The sequence below is a fragment of the Terriglobus aquaticus genome (assembly GCF_025685415.1).
GTDB classification, from domain to species: Bacteria; Acidobacteriota; Terriglobia; order Terriglobales; family Acidobacteriaceae; genus Terriglobus; species Terriglobus aquaticus.
Genome location: NZ_JAGSYB010000001.1, coordinates 3517217 through 3533009, shown reverse-complemented (window position 1 = coordinate 3533009; position 15793 = coordinate 3517217). Strand labels below are relative to the sequence as shown.

13 protein-coding genes are annotated in these 15793 nt (G+C 64.0%); 5 read left to right on the top strand and 8 right to left on the bottom strand.

The features are described from left to right. The first annotated feature begins 97 nt into the window (after positions 1-97). Positions 98-901, top strand: coding sequence for a class I SAM-dependent methyltransferase (locus OHL12_RS14590; protein WP_263414548.1), 804 nt, complete (start codon positions 98-100; stop codon positions 899-901). A gap of 24 nt (positions 902-925) precedes the next feature. On the opposite strand, the gene OHL12_RS14585 is transcribed toward OHL12_RS14590, so the two are convergent. From OHL12_RS14585 to OHL12_RS14570, 4 genes are all read right to left on the bottom strand, one after another. Further along, entirely contained in the window at positions 926-3880 is a 2955-nt protein-coding gene (locus OHL12_RS14585; protein ID WP_263414547.1) for a ribonuclease R family protein, read from the bottom strand. Between the two features lie 81 nt (positions 3881-3961). After that, complete coding sequence (locus OHL12_RS14580) at positions 3962-4501, bottom strand: PEP-CTERM sorting domain-containing protein (protein ID WP_263414546.1); 540 nt, start codon at positions 4499-4501, stop codon at positions 3962-3964. A gap of 97 nt (positions 4502-4598) precedes the next feature. Next, entirely contained in the window at positions 4599-6263 is a 1665-nt protein-coding gene (locus OHL12_RS14575) for a S53 family peptidase (protein WP_263414545.1), read from the bottom strand. A gap of 158 nt (positions 6264-6421) precedes the next feature. Further along, positions 6422-8041: a lipase maturation factor family protein gene (locus OHL12_RS14570; RefSeq protein ID WP_263414544.1), complete on the bottom strand. Its 1620-nt coding sequence runs from the start codon at positions 8039-8041 to the stop codon at positions 6422-6424. Between the two features lie 169 nt (positions 8042-8210). Between OHL12_RS14570 and OHL12_RS14565 the strand changes: the two genes are divergently transcribed. Continuing rightward, on the top strand, positions 8211-9188 hold the full coding sequence (locus OHL12_RS14565; RefSeq protein WP_263414543.1) for an SPFH domain-containing protein: 978 nt from the start codon (positions 8211-8213) through the stop codon (positions 9186-9188). Here the strand turns inward: OHL12_RS14565 and OHL12_RS14560 are convergent, their stop codons facing one another. After that, entirely contained in the window at positions 9189-10454 is a 1266-nt protein-coding gene (locus OHL12_RS14560) for a DUF2264 domain-containing protein (protein WP_263414542.1), read from the bottom strand. Positions 10455-10460: 6 nt separating this feature from the next. Continuing rightward, positions 10461-11657: a glycoside hydrolase family 88/105 protein gene (locus OHL12_RS14555; protein ID WP_263414541.1), complete on the bottom strand. Its 1197-nt coding sequence runs from the start codon at positions 11655-11657 to the stop codon at positions 10461-10463. Positions 11658-11805: 148 nt separating this feature from the next. On the opposite strand from OHL12_RS14555, the gene kduD reads away from it, so the two are divergent. Next, complete coding sequence (gene kduD, locus OHL12_RS14550; protein WP_317889825.1) at positions 11806-12600, top strand: 2-dehydro-3-deoxy-D-gluconate 5-dehydrogenase KduD; 795 nt, start codon at positions 11806-11808, stop codon at positions 12598-12600. A 67-nt stretch (positions 12601-12667) separates the two neighbouring features. Here kduD and OHL12_RS14545 read toward each other — a convergent pair whose 3' ends face one another. Then, the gene (locus OHL12_RS14545) at positions 12668-12988 is read right to left on the bottom strand and encodes a hypothetical protein (protein ID WP_263414540.1); all 321 of its coding nucleotides are present in this window, start codon (positions 12986-12988) and stop codon (positions 12668-12670) included. 108 nt (positions 12989-13096) lie between these two features. Continuing rightward, complete coding sequence (locus OHL12_RS14540; RefSeq protein WP_263414539.1) at positions 13097-13402, bottom strand: hypothetical protein; 306 nt, start codon at positions 13400-13402, stop codon at positions 13097-13099. Positions 13403-13705: 303 nt separating this feature from the next. Here OHL12_RS14540 and trpB point away from each other — a divergent pair, with 303 nt between their 5' ends. Together trpB and trpA are read left to right on the top strand one after the other, a co-directional pair. Continuing rightward, complete coding sequence (trpB, locus tag OHL12_RS14535) at positions 13706-14959, top strand: tryptophan synthase subunit beta (protein ID WP_263414538.1); 1254 nt, start codon at positions 13706-13708, stop codon at positions 14957-14959. Between the two features lie 4 nt (positions 14960-14963). Beyond that, positions 14964-15734: a tryptophan synthase subunit alpha gene (gene trpA / locus OHL12_RS14530; RefSeq protein ID WP_263414537.1), complete on the top strand. Its 771-nt coding sequence runs from the start codon at positions 14964-14966 to the stop codon at positions 15732-15734. Positions 15735-15793: the final 59 nt, after the last annotated feature.

Genomic DNA, 15793 nt, shown 5'->3' with positions numbered 1-15793 from the left:
GAACCGCGGCTGATTCTGTCCGCAGTCAAAAAGGGGACGATACATGGTCGCGTCAGATCCTAAGCAAGACACAGGGTTCGAGAAGATTAAAGCAGGCATGCGCGCCGCGTGGATGGCAGGCGACTTCGGTGTGATCGCGCACACCGTCGAGAACGATGCCATCGCATTCGCACAGCGGCTTGCATTCCCAGCGGGAGCCCGCGTGCTGGACGTGGCCACCGGTACCGGCAACCTTGCTCTGCCCATCGCTCGGGCAGGCGCCATCGTCACCGGCGTGGACATCGCCCCCAACCTGCTGGAGCAGGCGCGTCAGAGAGCGGTTTCAGAGGGTCTCACAGTCCAGTTTGACGAGGGCGACGCCGAGGCATTGCCCTACCCGGACGCGAGCTTTGACGCGGTGGTTACGATGTTCGGTGCCATGTTCGCGCCGCGCCCGGAGCGTGTCGCGGCGGAGTTGGCGCGCGTGTTGCGACCGGGTGGAACGCTGGCGATGGCGAACTGGACGCCCGGTGGTTTCGCCGGCCACATGTTCGCCGTGGGCTCCAGGCACGCTCCGCCACCGCCAGGACCGGACGGTGTGCCGCTGCCGCCGCCAGTGCTGTGGGGCGATCCGATCACCGTGCACCAGCGGCTGGACGGGCGTTTCTGCGACATCCGGACAGAGCGGATCGGGCTGATGTTTGACATGCCGATGAGCGCGGCCGAAACCGTGGAGCACTTCCGGCGCTACTTCGGACCGACGCAGGCCGCCTTTCAGCGGTTGGACGCAGCGCGGCAGGAGGCCTTTGCGGCCGACCTGATCCAACTGTGGTCTGGCGCAAACACCGCGCCGAACCCCGAGCACCACATGCTTGTGCCGAACGAATATCTGCAGGTGACGGCGCGACGTTCCGAAGCTTGATCGGACGACTGGAACCGCGCTCGCTTACCGCTTTTTTCGCTTCTTCTGCTTCGCTTCTGCAGAGCGCTGCTTGTTGGACTTCTTCCGCGGATGTGCGATTTCCTCCGGCACCCACGAGGGCAGGGCGGACTTGCTCGACTTGCCGCCCGGACGCCTGGCCGAGGCACCCGTATCGCGCGCAGCCGCGCCGACCTGTTTCGCAGAGGCTTTGCCCTTCTTGGATACGAACTTCTTGGTCCCGGCAGGCGCTTCGGAAGATCTATTCGCGGGCTGATCCGGCTTTACCGAAGGCTCGGCCTCATCATCTACGACCGCGAACTGCAGGCGGCGGTTTTCGCGGTCGATGCGGTCCAGCAGGACGCGGACCCGCATGCCGGGCCGGTAGACAAAACCGGTCGCACCACCCTTGATCTCGCGCTGCGTCTCGCGATAAGTGAAGTGGTCACCTTGCAGCGTGTAGATGGGCACCAGGCCTTCGACAAAGAGATCGTTGAGCTCCACGAAGAAGCCGTACTTGGTCACGCTGAGCACGATGGCGTCGAACTCTTCGCCGACGCGGTCTGCCATGAACTGCAGCTTCTTAAGTTCGATGAGTTCGCGTTCGGCGTCGGCGGCGCGGCGCTCGGTTTCGCTGCACTCCTGAGCGATGGCCGCGATCTCATCGTGCGCGTAGGGCGGTGCGTACTCCTGGTTGTTGCGGGTATACGAGCGGCCGTGCGATCGCTCCCTGGCGACGAGGTTGCGCGCGCTTTGCGAGGCGGTCTCCTCGGCCTCACCGATGGGCGAAGCGCCTTCGCGCAGCAGCGTCTTCACCACGCGATGCACCACAAGATCGGGGTAGCGGCGAATGGGCGAGGTGAAGTGCGTGTAGCTGGGCGCGGCTAGCGCAAAGTGGCCCTCGTTGTCGGCCGAGTACTTCGCCTGCTTGAGCGATCGAAGCATCAGGTAGCTGAGAATGCGTTCTTCCGGCTTGCCCGCGATCTTCTCCGTCAGCCGCTGGTACAGCTTCGGCGATACATCGATTGCGCCAACAACCTGGTGGCCTCGCGCCTCACGATGCGCCGAGCGGCCGCGATCCCGGTCGCGCTCGTTGCGGCGATGTGCCTCGCGCTTGTCGCCCTTGGTTTTCACAACCTGCACCGGCAGCGGCCCCACGCCGAGCGTGTAGCCGAACTCCGCCGCCTGATCTTCGAACTCGACAATCTTCTTCGCGTCGGGCTGCTCGTGAATGCGGTACATACCGGGGACGCCCTGCGCCTCAACCCAGCGGGCTACGCACTCGTTGGCGCAGAGCATGAACTCTTCGATCAGGCGATTGGCCCATGCGCGCTCGCTGCGCACGACGCCCCGCATCGCTCCACGCTCGTCGAACTCGATCACCGGCTCCGGCAGATCGAAGTCAATAGAGCCCCGGCGAACGCGCTTGCCGTTCAGCCGCTTTGCCAAGTCGAGCATCAGCTCGAAGTCGGCGACAAAGGGCGCGTACTCTTCGCGCAGCTCGGCGTCGCCGTCCAGGATCTTTTGCACCTTCGTGTAAGTCATGCGGCGAGCCGAACGGATCATGCCCTCGCACACTTCATAGCCGAGCACGTTGCCCTGGGAATCGATCTGGGCGACGCAACTGAGCACCAGCCGGTCCTCATCGGGACGCAGCGAACACTCGCCGTTGCTCAGTTCCTGCGGCAGCATCGGGATTGCGCGATCCGGGAAGTAGACGCTGTTGCCGCGCAGGCGCGCTTCCAAATCCAGTGCGGTGCCATCCGCGACATACTCGGCGACGTCGGCGATGTGTACCTGCAATTCAAACGTGCCGTCGTCCAACGCGCGAACCAGAACGGCGTCGTCGAAGTCCTTTGCAGTCTCGCCGTCGATGGTCACAATCGGCTCGTCGCGGAAGTCGCGTCGGCCTGCGGCCTCTGTGCCCTGTTCCGTGCTGCCAGATCCCTGCTCTTCCAGCAAAGCGGCCACGTTCCACTGCGCGGCCTCCTGCGCTTCGGCCAGCACCTCCGCCGGAAAGACGTGGGGCAGGTGATGCTTGCGGATGACGATCTCCACGTCGACGCCAAACCCATTGGGATCGCCCAGAACCTCGATCACGCGGCCGCGCGCGGGCGAATGCTCGGTGGGGAATTGCGTGATCTCGACATCGACAGCGAGACCGGTCAGATTTTCAGCCGTGCCATCCCAGCGATGCTCCTGCTTCATCGCCTCTTCGCCCAGCGTGCGGTGCGGCGTAATGGCAGCGGCGGGCAGATCGTGTTCGTCAGGGATGAGCACGACGCGCGCCACCCGCGTGTCGAACGGAACAACGTAAGCACCACGCGAGCGTGGATCGCTGCCTTCGAAGAAGTCGGACGAGCGACCGCGCGCTCCCGAGGCATGGAAGATGCCGACCACGGTCGGATTGCGGCGCGTGAGCACACGGACCACGCGGCCGGCCCGGCGCCCCTCACGCGTGGGAGGTCCGGCATCCACCAGCACCTGGTCGCCCTGCATGGCACTGTTCAGATCATGCGGCGGGATGAAGATGTCGCTGTCCTGGCCTTCAGCGCCGTTGGGCCGCACAAAGCCGAAGCCGTCGCGATGGAGCGAGAGTCGGCCCGCCATCAGGTCGTCGCGGTGGCCAGCCGAAGCCCGCTGCCGGCCGCGCACGCGCGCCGCCATCTCTGCCGCAAAGCCGCGACGCCCGCCGGAGCGGCCCGGCGCAAACGCAGCCGCGCCGAAGTTGCCGCCACCTGGCCTGCTGCCTCCGCCCTGTTCCCTGTCGTCTGCCCGCGGCACAGCCCACTGTTCGCGGTCCACCTTCACCAGGGCGCCACGCGCGGTCATCTTGGCGAGCTGTTCCAGCAGCAGCCGGCGCTCGCGGCCGCCGCCGATGCCAAGCTCGCGCACGAGCTGCTTGTAGGTAGCGCGGCCGCCACCGCGCTCCATGCGGCGGAGCAGTTCGCGATCAGTCTGCGGATACGGGTGACCAGACATCCTCTTGAGGATACTGCCGCGACGAAAAAGGGGCCTGGCCACCCTTGGCCAGGCCCTTGCGCGAACGTGATGCTGGCGCGCTTACACCAAACGCCGTCGGACGAGACCCACAAGTCCCAGAGCGCTGGTGCCCAGCAGAACAAAGCCGGACGGCTCCGGTGTTGCGGCTGCGCTGGCTGCTATGGGTTGGAACGCACCGGCGACCGTGTTGCTGCCGGACGTTGCGACCGTTAGCCGAACCGTGTCGCCGGACAGGCCGCCACCCACGTTGCTCAGCTTGATGAAGCCCTGGGCGAGGTTATAGATCTGGATGTAGTAACCGATGATGTTGCCGTTGGCATCGGTTGATAGATCCCCGAACGAAGAACTAAAGGCGGTCTGGTCGGTGATGGTCTGCACGCCATCGTTGAAGCTGAACGATACCGGCGTTACCGTTCCGTTCGTCAGGTTTGCGGCCAGGGGCGTGTCCACGGTGAAGCTGCCCGTCACGAACTCCGAAGTGGTGTAGGGCGTGGTCGCAGACGAATAAGCCTGACCGGTGTAGTTGTAGATCGTCGACGCCGAGGCGAGCGACGGAATCAGCGACAGAGTAACTGCCGCCGCGAGAGCAAAAAGACGCATGCTGCAACTCCTGAGGTAAGTCCAGTAACTTCAGTGAAGCAAGTCAACGAAACGACGCCGCGGCGATCCCCCGACAACCGCGGCGTAGCTTCGCCAGCTAGCGAGACAGCGCCAGCGTGAGCTGATCGACGATCACGCTGCCAAGGCCGGTGGTGAAATCAAAGCCGGGCAGAGCGGTGTACAAGCCGTTGCTGCCGACGGTGATGTCGTGGAAGCCACCATAGGGATAGGCACCCGTAACACCCGTTCCGTCATACAGGCTGTACAAGCGGATGGGAGCGAAGCCGAGGTTGGGATTGCTGGACACGGCACGCGCCCAGATACCGAGTGCCAACGGAGACGACAGACTGGTTCCGCCCACGCCTTCGGCAGCGCCGTTCACGTAGACCGAAGCGCCAGTGTAGGGGTCTGCATCGAGCGCAATGTCTGGAACGGAACGCGTGTTGGACTGTGCCAGAACCGGGCTGGCCGCCTTTTGCCAGAAGGTTGCGCCTTCAAACTGCGACAGGCCACCGCCACCCGCGTACCAGGTGATCTCCTGGTTGTAATTGCCATTCTGGTTGGCCAGCAACGTGGTTCCGCCCACGCCTACAACGTAGGGGCTAGCCGCGGGATACTCCACCAGCGGAGCGCCGGCCGGCACACCATTCGGCGTCCCCACTGAGCAGAACGAACCCGTGTCGCCCGAGGAAGCGAAGAAGGTCTGACCCTGCGCCGCGGCTTCCAGGAAGATCATGTCGTCGACCAGCATGGAGCCGTCCAGATACGGGAATGCCTCGCATTCACCCAGCGACGCACTTGCCGCCTTGGCCTTGTTGTCCGTTGCCCAGCGCGAGAACTCCAGAGCCAGGTCCGAGTCCGACAGCGACGTCGTTGCGTAGAGGTACAACTTGCTGACATTGCCAGCCATGCCGGTCGAGTACTGCGTGTCCATGTCCCACTCGTCGGCGCCGGAAACATCGGGGCTAGCGAGTCCCACCTGCACAACTTCTACCGGAACCTGCGGCAGACCGAACGACGCTTCCGCAAGGCGCAGATCAGACAGAACACCGGTCATATCGCCCTCCGCCATGATCGCGATGGTCGCGTTGTTCGCGGGCGCAACGTAGTCAGCCGAGTAGAGGTGCTGAAACTGCTTGGGCGTGTACGACACCGCATACTGCGGCAGAGGGGTAGAAGGCAGTGCGAGATTCGGCTTCATCTGGCCTGCCGTGTTCAGGCCCAATACCGCGGTGACAATGCCGCCCAACGAAGCAGGGACCTGCGCTGCAGACGTGTTGACATAGACCTGTTTGCCGAACTGGCTGATCTTCTCCAGCGGTGTGTTGAACGCCGCGGACGCCTGGGCAGCAGTACCGTCGGCGGAGACGATCAGGTTGTTCGGCTCGACCTTAATGTTGCCGAAGCCGGCCGACTGCAGGTATTGCACGACGGCCGAAACCTGCGCTGCGGGTGCACCGAAACTGGTGGCGAACTGCGCCGGCGTGAGGAACTTGCCGTAGCTGGCGCTCTTCGGATCGCTCTGCGCCTTGACCAGACTCAGCAGTGCAGCCTTGTTCTGAACGGCGAGGCCAAGACGTACCGTCACCGGCGTGGAAACCGGCAAGGGTCCCAGGTCGGTTGCGGATACAAGTGTGGAGAGTGGCAATGCCTGCGTTGCCGTGGGGGCCCAGGCGGTAAGGGTTTGCGCAAAAACAGAACTGCCCAGCAAAGTAGCCGCCATCGACAATGCGGCTACACCGAAACGATGCGATCGAGTCATCAGGGTCCCTCAGAAGTTGTACTGCTTTCTAGCTACAACGGACGGGGTGAGACTTCGGATTGCTCGGTTCGCAATTTTTTTCGGAGGCTCTCAAACGCTGCCCCGGACGCTGGCCCAAGGAGCAGGAGTGCGCTCTGACACAACACCGCACACGGCCGCTACGGCACGGGTCGATCCTCGACCGCGCCGGTCCATGTGGGGGCGTCCACGGCGGCGTAGCGGCCGCCCTGAGTTTTTGTAATTGTCGGAGCATACGTGCCTAGCAGCGCGCGCGTCCACCAGACGTCTGTTAGCCGCTTCTGCACGGGCGTGCTAAACCAGTACTGCCAGATGACAGCGCGCACGTACCGGGGCGGCTGCCGCGGTGAGAACGGGCTGCTGCGGAAAAGTGAGAGCACGTCGCGGTCGCCATCGAGCAAACGCTCCTCGGTTAGCGGAACGATGGGCTCCTGCTGCCAGGTAGACAGCGACGCGAACCAAAGGTTCCAGTCGAAGCGTGGCTGGTAGGGCGCGTAGATGGGTGGCCGCGCGTTCACCTCCTGCGGCTTGAAGCGGAACTCATAGGACTGCCAGGTAGTGCCGTCGTTCGAGCCCTGGAACTCAATCTCGTAGCGGTGCGGGGTCATGTTCGCGAAGAGACCGTAGCTGTTGGCGACGCGAAACGGCTCCAGTGCAGCGATGGGTGCCTGCGGTAACGGCACGTCCGGCAAGAGCATGCGGATCAACTGCGCCGTGGTGTTGTACCCGACCCACGTAAGCACGACCGCCGTGCCAAGTACGGCGGCTCCGCGCCGCAGGCCCAGCGGATGCGCTTGGTGTGATTGCTGCGTTGCGCTCTCGTCGCGCAGCCGGGCATCGCTCTCCGCTGAAGGAAGACCGGTGCGGAAGCGCGCCGGTACCCAACGCCGCAGCAGAGCATCGTCCAGCAGAAACACCGCCAGCACGAGGACCAGGTAGTTGAGAAACGCATAGTTCGCCGTGGCGATGACGCCGGCCTGCCACACAGTGACGATCACGAAGCAGGCAATGCGGAACGGCCGAGGCAGAAACGCCATCCACACCAGGGCGAACTCCATGACCAGCGTGAGTCCCGCCGTGCCGATGTGAAACCAGTGCGGTAAGTGCTGCAGGTACCAGCCGACCCACGTGGGCAGCGGGCCGTTCTGGTAGTACTCATACATCGCGGTCAGGTTGCGCCAGGTGGGGTCGCCACTTTGAATTTTGACCACGCCCGATTCGAAGTAGATGCGGAACCACTCCCAGAGCAGTAGGAATACCGCGGCGCGCGATGGAAGCGAGCGCGCTCCCAATCCCGGCAAGAGGCCCGACGGCGCTACGAACAGGCTCAGGAGGCCCGCCTCCAGCAGCATGCCGTCAGACTGGTAAGCACCGAAGTCCTGCGACACGCCGACAAACGACAGGAAGCACACGAAGCAGACGAGCAGCATGGAGCGCGGTGCGACGTTGCACACCAGCAGCAGCGACGCAGCAAGGCCGAGCCATATGAGGGCCATCAGCATGCCGTTGCCGCTGCTGATCCACAGCAGCGAGGGCGCGTACCAGAAGCGCAGCACGCCCGCACCATGCAGGCTTTGCAGGTAAGCCTGCGCAGGCAGGATGCCGGCCGTTCCGATGAGACCGCGAGCCTGGAAGACCAGAGCGAGAAACGCGGCGAAATAGATGACGCCCAGCGCTCGCAGGAACAGCCAGCGCGCAATCAAGCGGTCGCCCACGCCCTGTTCCCGATCGAACATCCACCGGATCAAGCCAAGCCGCATCGCACTGCCCCTGCACAGGTGAGATGTCACTGGAAGGGCGATGGGGATCGACAAAGTGCGGCTGTCGGTACGCTCCCGTCGATAGCGCACCCAGCAGCTCACGAATCCACTAGGAAGCGTGTCGGCGGAGGACTATCGTTGAAGGTGAGGGTCCCAGGAGGTCCTCGCCATGGAGTTAGCTCCAGTGTTTACCGCCTTTCTTGTCATCCTTGCCATCATTCTCATCGTGACGCTGCTGAAGACGCTGTACACCGTGCGCACGTCGCAGGCGGGGGTCGTCGAACGCTTCGGCAAGTTCAATCGCATCGTGCGGCCCGGCCTGCACTTCCTCATCCCGTACGGCGAGCGCGTCTTCTTTGTCGATCTGCAGGTGCAGCAGGCGCAATTCAGCGTGGAAACCAAGACCCGCGACAACGTCTTCGTGCAGATCCCCGTCAGCGTGCAGTACCAGGTGCTCGACGACAAAATCTTCGACGCCTTCTACCGCCTGTCGCGCCCTCAAAAGCAGATCGAAAGCTTCGTCTTTAACTCGCTGCTAGGCCACGTTCCCAAGCTGACGCTGGACGAGACGTTCGAACAGATGGCCGGCATCAGCATCGCCGTGAAGACCGAGCTGGATCAGACGATGCATGACTTCGGCTTCAACATCCTCACCGCCCTGGTCACCGACATTGTTCCCGATGTGAAGGTGAAGACCGCGATGAACGACATCAACGCGGCGCAGCGCTCGCAGGTTGCGGCGCAGGCACGCGGCGAAGCGGACAAAATCCTCAAGGTGAAGCAGGCCGAGGCCGAAGCCGAGTCGAAAGCCCTGCAGGGTAAGGGCATCGCGGCTGAACGCCAGGCCATCATCGACGGCCTGCGCAGTTCCATCGAGCACTTCCGCGAAGCCGTTCCAGGCGCGACCGCCGAAGACGTCATGGCGCTGGTGCTGCTGACGCAGTACTTCGACACCCTCAAGGACATCGGCATCCGCAGCGGCACGAATACGCTGTTTCTGCCCAACAACCCCGGCGCGGCGAATGATTTTCTGCAGCAGATTCTTGCCGGCCTGAAGGCGGGAACGCATCGCGGTACGGCCGCCGTTGCGGCACCGCAGCAGCAAGGTTATGCGCAAGCTCCGCAGGGCTTCACGCCGCAGCAGTAGCTAATCGGCAATTGCGTGATCGGCAGGCGCATTCGCGCCTGCCCACACCTTCTTCTGCGTCCACGGCTCCGCTGGCGCTGCCCAGAAGGTGTGCGACGGCGGTAAGCCCAGCGGCAGCCACGCCGCCGAACACAGATACAAGCTGCCGGTCGAAATGTACGGCTCACCCAGATCGGGCTGATGGCCCGCCAGCCCGATCTGAAGCCATCCCTTCACATCGAACGTTCCCGGCACGTCCAGCGTTCGCTGTTGTACCGCGGTGAGCGCACCGCGCACCTGCGCGGGAGACATGTGCTGAGGCAGCATGCCGCGCAGCGACGCATCGGCCAGCAGGTGGAACGCACCCGCGCGATACGTGATCGAGCGACCCAGCACAGGGAACGTCCCATCGGGAGCGATCATGCGTTCCTGAATGGCCGCGTAGCGCGTCGCTCGCGCAGTGATGCTCTCGCGCAGTGCGGCCCACGGCTTCTCCTGCTCGCCGAGCACCTGCATCAGCATCAGCAGGTACGGCTGCATCACGTAGCTGTTATAGTTGTCCGCGTGAAAATGCGGGCCGTCGCCGTACATGCCGTCGCCCACGTACCAGCTCTGCAGCTCGTTCAATGCATACGCCACGCGCATGCGGTCCCACTCCGCGCCGAGGCGAAACAGCAGCGCCTCGTCCATCGCGGCGAACAGCACCCAATTGTTCAGCCCGGTCAGGATGCGGCGCTCCTTCACCATCGCTGCGATCATGCCCGAGCGCGTTCCCGCATCCATGGTGTCGAGCAATTGCTTTGGTGCGCGCAGCAGCGCCAGTGCCAGGAAGCTCGCATCGACCACAGTCTGGGCCGAATCGCTCCAGCGCATGTAGTCCGGCGATTGCGGGTCGACCGCGGACGCAATTGCTGCGCGAGCGTAGCCGCGATAGCGCTCACGCAGCTTCGTCTCACGGGCCGACTCGCCCTGCCCTGGCTCCAGTTCGAGCCATGGAGCCAGGCCCATCAGCAGCCGGCCAAGCGCCTCCAGGTGCGTCCCGATTGCGCGCTGCTCCTGCAATCCCGGCTTCGCCTCCACTGGCATGGTCGCGCGCAGCCTTCGCTCGCTCAGCGCCAACAGCACCGGCTCGCTCAGGCGCTCCACCCAGCTCAGCCACTGCTCGCGTTCGTTCGCCTCCGCTTTGCGTTGCAAAGCCACAGCACTGGCCGCAGCACCTGTAACCGGCAGCGAAGCCGCCATCGCCGCGCCCGCACCTCGCACCAGGAAGCCGCGCCGAGTCGTCATCGGTGCTTACTTACCGTGCTTCGCGGCTGCACCACCGTGAGCCGCCATGCGATCCAACTCAGCCCCGGCCAGCAGAAATGCCCCAACGCCGTACACGTAGCTTGACGTCGGACCGAAGGCTCCCGGAGCTGCGCCGATCGGCTGAATGCATCCCAATCGACCGTCCGCATACACATGCTGCAGCATGCCCGCCCAGGCCTTCTCGACGACCGGGGCGTACTTTGCGCGATCCAGGATGCCCTGGTTCACGCCCCACGCAAACGCATAGGTGAAGAACGCCGATCCGCTGATCTCCGGCAGCGCGTATGCCTGCTGGTCCAGCAGGCCGCTGTGCCACAAGCCGTCCGGCTGCTGCAGACCTGCGACGCGCTCGCTCATCTCGCGAAACAGCGCAACGTACTTGGGCCGCAGTGGGTCGTTCTTATCCATTGCGGTAATCGTGTTCGCCAAGCCGCCCAGCACCCAGCCGTTGCCGCGCCCCCAGAAGATCTTCTGCCCGTTCTTTTCCGTTTTGCCGATGTAACTGTTGTCGCGGAAGTAGAGGTGTTCGCCCTTGTCGTACAGGTGCTCGGTGGTCAGGTTCCACTCGTGGTCCATCTTGTCCAGGTAGGCGCGGTTGCCGGTGATCGCGCTCATGCGCGCCATGCCCGCGGGCGCCATAAACAGCGCATCGCACCACCACCACAAGTCCTTCTGCGGATCGTCGGGGCGCTGCAGCAGACGGTCGAAGGTCGCCTTCGTATCCGCGATGCGAACCGGGTCCTTCTTCTCCACATACAGCGCCTCGTAAGCCTGCCCGATCGCCTCATCATCGGCATGAAACTGCCGCGTCGCCCACAGCTTCCACTGGAACTTCTCCGAGGCCTGCAGGACGGCGTCGTGATACTTCGCATCGCCGGTCGTCTTTGAGGCGGCGAGTAGGCCCAGGTACAGCGGAGCGTACGTCCAGTCCTGGTTGAACTTGGCCTGCGAATGCCCCGCCTGCCAATCCGCAACCTTCTTTATCGCCGCGCGGATGTCCGCAGACTTCATCGCCGGCGACAACTTCGCCATCGTGGTGTCGCCTGGGTCCTCGTCGCCGGCCGCAGCCTTGATGCTGTCAAAGGGCATCGGCTTTTCCTGCGCTGAAACAGCGATCGGCGTCAGCAGCATGGCCGAGCACAACAGAGCGGCGGAACGGGACAGCAGGCGGCGTTGCAGCATTGGTTCGGAGCTCGCAATAATCGAAGTTGCGCCAACGATACGAAGCGGATTGCACGACCGTCAACCTGCGCATTCCAAAGCACGGCCCGCTTACTTCGCAACACGATCCATTTGCGACACACTGCGGGCGGCAGCTACCCTTGCCAGCATGAGCGACGCAACCGCATCCGCACCGGCCCACAGCATCCTGCAGAAGTTTCAACTCACCGGCAAGAAGGCGCTGGTCACTGGCTCCGCGACAGGCCTGGGTGCGGCGATCGCGATCGCTCTGGCCGAGGCTGGAGCCGCTGTCGCCTGCCACGGCAACCGCCGCGCCGCCAAGGAAACCGCAGACACCATCAACAGCGCCGGCGGCCAGGCGTTCGCCTTCTCGGCCGACTTGTCGCACACCGCATCCGCACAGGTGCTGGTCGATCACGCGGTCGAGGCGCTGGGACAGATCGACATCCTGGTCAACAACGCCGGCATGATCACGCGCCACGAAGCGGTCGAGTTCCCCCTGGACGACTGGGCGACCGTGCTGCAAGTGAACCTGACCAGCGTCTTCCAACTGTCGCAGCTTGCGGGCAAGGCCATGATCGAGCGCGGCGTGGGCAAGATCATCAACATCGCCTCGCTACTCAGCTTTCAGGGCGGCATTCGCGTGCCGGCCTACGCCGCCAGCAAAGGTGGCGTTGCGCAATTGACCAAGGCGCTGGCCAACGAATGGGCACCTCGCGGGGTACAGGTAAACGCCATCGCGCCCGGCTACATGCGCACGGAAAACACCAGTGCGCTGCAGGCCGATGAGACCCGCAACCGCCAAATTCTCGAACGCATCCCAACCGGCCGCTGGGGCGAGCCGGAAGATCTGGCCGCCGCTGCCGTGTTCCTTGCCTCACCCGCCAGCAACTACATCACCGGCGCCGTGCTGAACGTGGATGGCGGCTGGCTGGCTCGCTAAGCCACCGCAATCAGAGAGAGCCGGGCGTTATGCCCGGCTCTTCTTCATTCGCGTCGCAAGCGGCGCTTTACTGCGGAACTCCAGCGTTCTCTTTCTCCTGCTTTTTGATGGAGTGGTGCTTGCGAATCTTGTTCGCAACGACACCGCCGGTTGCACCCACGCCCGCGCCAACAACAGCACCTACCGGTCCACCCGCCACGGCCCCAACTGCCGCGCCGCCCGCTGCCGATCCGCCCACGATCTTGGCCTTGTTGTGGTGATGCTTGTCCTTGGCCTCAACCTGCGCCTTGGCGACGTCGTGGTCTTCCTGTGTCTGCGCCATCGCTGCCACGGGAGCAGCCATGACCGCTGCAAAAAGTGCCGTCGAAACAACTTTCTTCATCTGCATATTCCGCTCCTGTCGTTCCCCGCTGCAGCCATTGGCTCCAGCAGACCCTGCCTTGTTAAATAACCCTGAAGCGACCGGGAACACTCGGCCACTTCCACGGCGAATATCTTAGTAGCCGTGACGCATCTTGTGCTTGATGCCATGATGCTTGCGGATTTTGTTGGCGATGATGCCACCACCCGCACCCACGCCTGCGCCGACCACGGCACCCACCGGCCCGCCCACCAGGGCGCCGGTTACCGCGCCGCCCGCAACGGAACTGCCCACGATTTTGGCCTTGTGATGGTGGCGGCGATCATGCGCCTCCTGCAGCCGCTTGGCCCGCGCGTGCGACATCGCCTGCCCAAAGGCCCCCAGCGGCGATAACAGAACGGCGGCCAATGCCACCGTTGCCGAAATACGTTTCCGATCCATGTCCTGTCTCCTGTTCGCCCGGCTGCACCCTGGGGATGGGCTCCGGCGAACGATTCGTGAACAATGGATGGCGTCGCTTGGCGCAGGTTTGCTTCCCATTGCAGAGAAAGTGCGGTACGCTGTTCCCACATGGCACGTGTTTCGTACTTCTGGCGCTTTACCTACCGCTACTGGTTTCAGTAGCGGCGCCGGCGAACACGCTCTCACTCTGAGGCAGCACCGAACAGCCTCACCCGAGATCAGGTTTCACCCGCACCGCGACCCCACAAGGTCGCGCTTTGTGTTTCAGGAGCTTTCTTCACCATGCCGACACTCGACCTTCTTGAACCCGCCTCGGAAGTCACGCGGTCGTTAGGCACCGGGCGCTTTGGCGCCTACGGAGGCCGCTACGTTCCCGAAACGTTGATGGCCGCGCTGCTCGAATTGGAGCAGGCCTACGTGGAGGTGCAGGCGGACGCGAAGTTCCACGCCGAGCTGAATGACCTGCTCACCCATTACGTGGGCCGCCCCACGCCGCTGTATTACGCGAAGCGGATGAGCGAGCAGCTTGGCGGAGCGAAGATCTGGCTGAAGCGCGAAGACCTGCTGCACACCGGCGCGCACAAGATCAATAACGCGCTAGGCCAGGCCCTGCTGGCGCGCCGCATGGGCAAGCAGCGCATCATCGCGGAAACGGGCGCGGGCCAGCACGGCGTGGCCACCGCCACCGTGTGCGCTCTGTTCGGCCTGGAATGCGTCATCTACATGGGCGAGGAAGACATGCGCCGACAGGAGCTGAACGTCTACCGCATGCGCCTCCTCGGTGCCGATGTGCGCGGCGTTGGCGCGGGATCCGCCACGCTGAAGGACGCGATCAACGAGGCCATGCGCGACTGGGTCACCAACGTCCGCACCACGTTCTACATCCTGGGCTCGGCACTCGGATCGCACCCCTACCCGACCATGGTGCGCGACTTCCATCGCGTAATCAGCAAGGAAGCCAAGCGCCAGTTCGCCGAGCAGGTGGGCCGCAACCCCGACGCCGTCGTCGCCTGTGTGGGTGGTGGATCGAACGCCATCGGCGCGTTTTACGAGTTCATCCCCGACGAGAATGTGCGCCTTATCGGCGTGGAAGCAGGTGGCCGCGGCCCCGCGCTGGGCGACCACGCCGCGCGCTTCAGCGGCGGCCTGCCGGGAGTTCTGCAGGGTACCTACAGCTATGTGCTGCAGGACAACGCGGGCCAGATCGCTTCGACGCACTCCGTCTCCGCCGGCCTCGACTACGCCTCTGTCGGCCCCGAGCACGCCAACCTGCACGACACCGGACGCGCCGAGTACACCAGCGCTACCGACGACGAGGCACTCGAAGCCACCAAGGCGCTCGCCCGCACCGAAGGTATCCTGCCCGCACTCGAATCCGCCCACGCCGTCGCCTACGCGATGAAGCTGGCACCGCAGATGAGCAAGGACCAGAACATCATGGTCAACCTCTCCGGCCGCGGCGACAAAGACATGGGCATCCTTAGCCGCGAACTGCACCTGGGCAACGCTCCCGCTGAAAACAAAGGGACACGCTAGACCGATGTCGATTCAGTTTCAAAGCAAGCTAGGACTCGTCGTTTATCTCACCGCAGGCGATCCGTCGATTGAAATCACCTACGACATCGCTCTCGCCGCAATCGACAACGGTGCCGACGTGCTCGAACTCGGCGTACCGTTCAGCGATCCGCTCGCCGACGGCCCCGTGATCCAGCGCGCCAGCGAGCGTGCCGTGGGCCGCGGCGTTTCGCTGCACGATGTGCTCGCTCTAAGCAAGCGTATCCGCGAGGCGCGCCCAGAGACCGGCATCGTCCTCTTCAGCTACCTGAACCCGGTCGTCCGCATGGGCCTTGAGGCCTTCTGCAAGGCGGCGAAGGAGCACGGCGCCGACGGCGTTCTGCTGACCGACATGATCGTGGAAGAATCTGCCGACTACCTGCGGCACATGCGCGCAAACGGCCTCGCCCCCGTGTTTCTCGCCGCGCCCACCAGCCCGGACGACCGCCTGCGCGCCATCGCCGAACACAGCGAGGGCTTCATCTACGCCATCTCCCGAGTCGGTATCACCGGCAAGCAGGCCGCGCTTGAGTCTGATGCCGAGTCGCTCGTCCGCCGCCTGCGCCAGTTCACCACTAAGCCCATCGCAGTAGGCTTCGGCATCTCCAACGCGGAACACGTCGCCGCAGTCGGCAAGTTCGCCGACGCCGCCATCATTGGCTCCGCCATCGTTCACCTGATTGAGCAGAGCGAACCGGGCACAGAGGCGCAGCGCGTTGGCGAGTTTGTACAAGGTTTGCGCAGCGGAACGGCGTAACCGCAACCCACGCTCGGTACACTGAAACACGAACCCAGCAACACGAACGAGGTACGGCA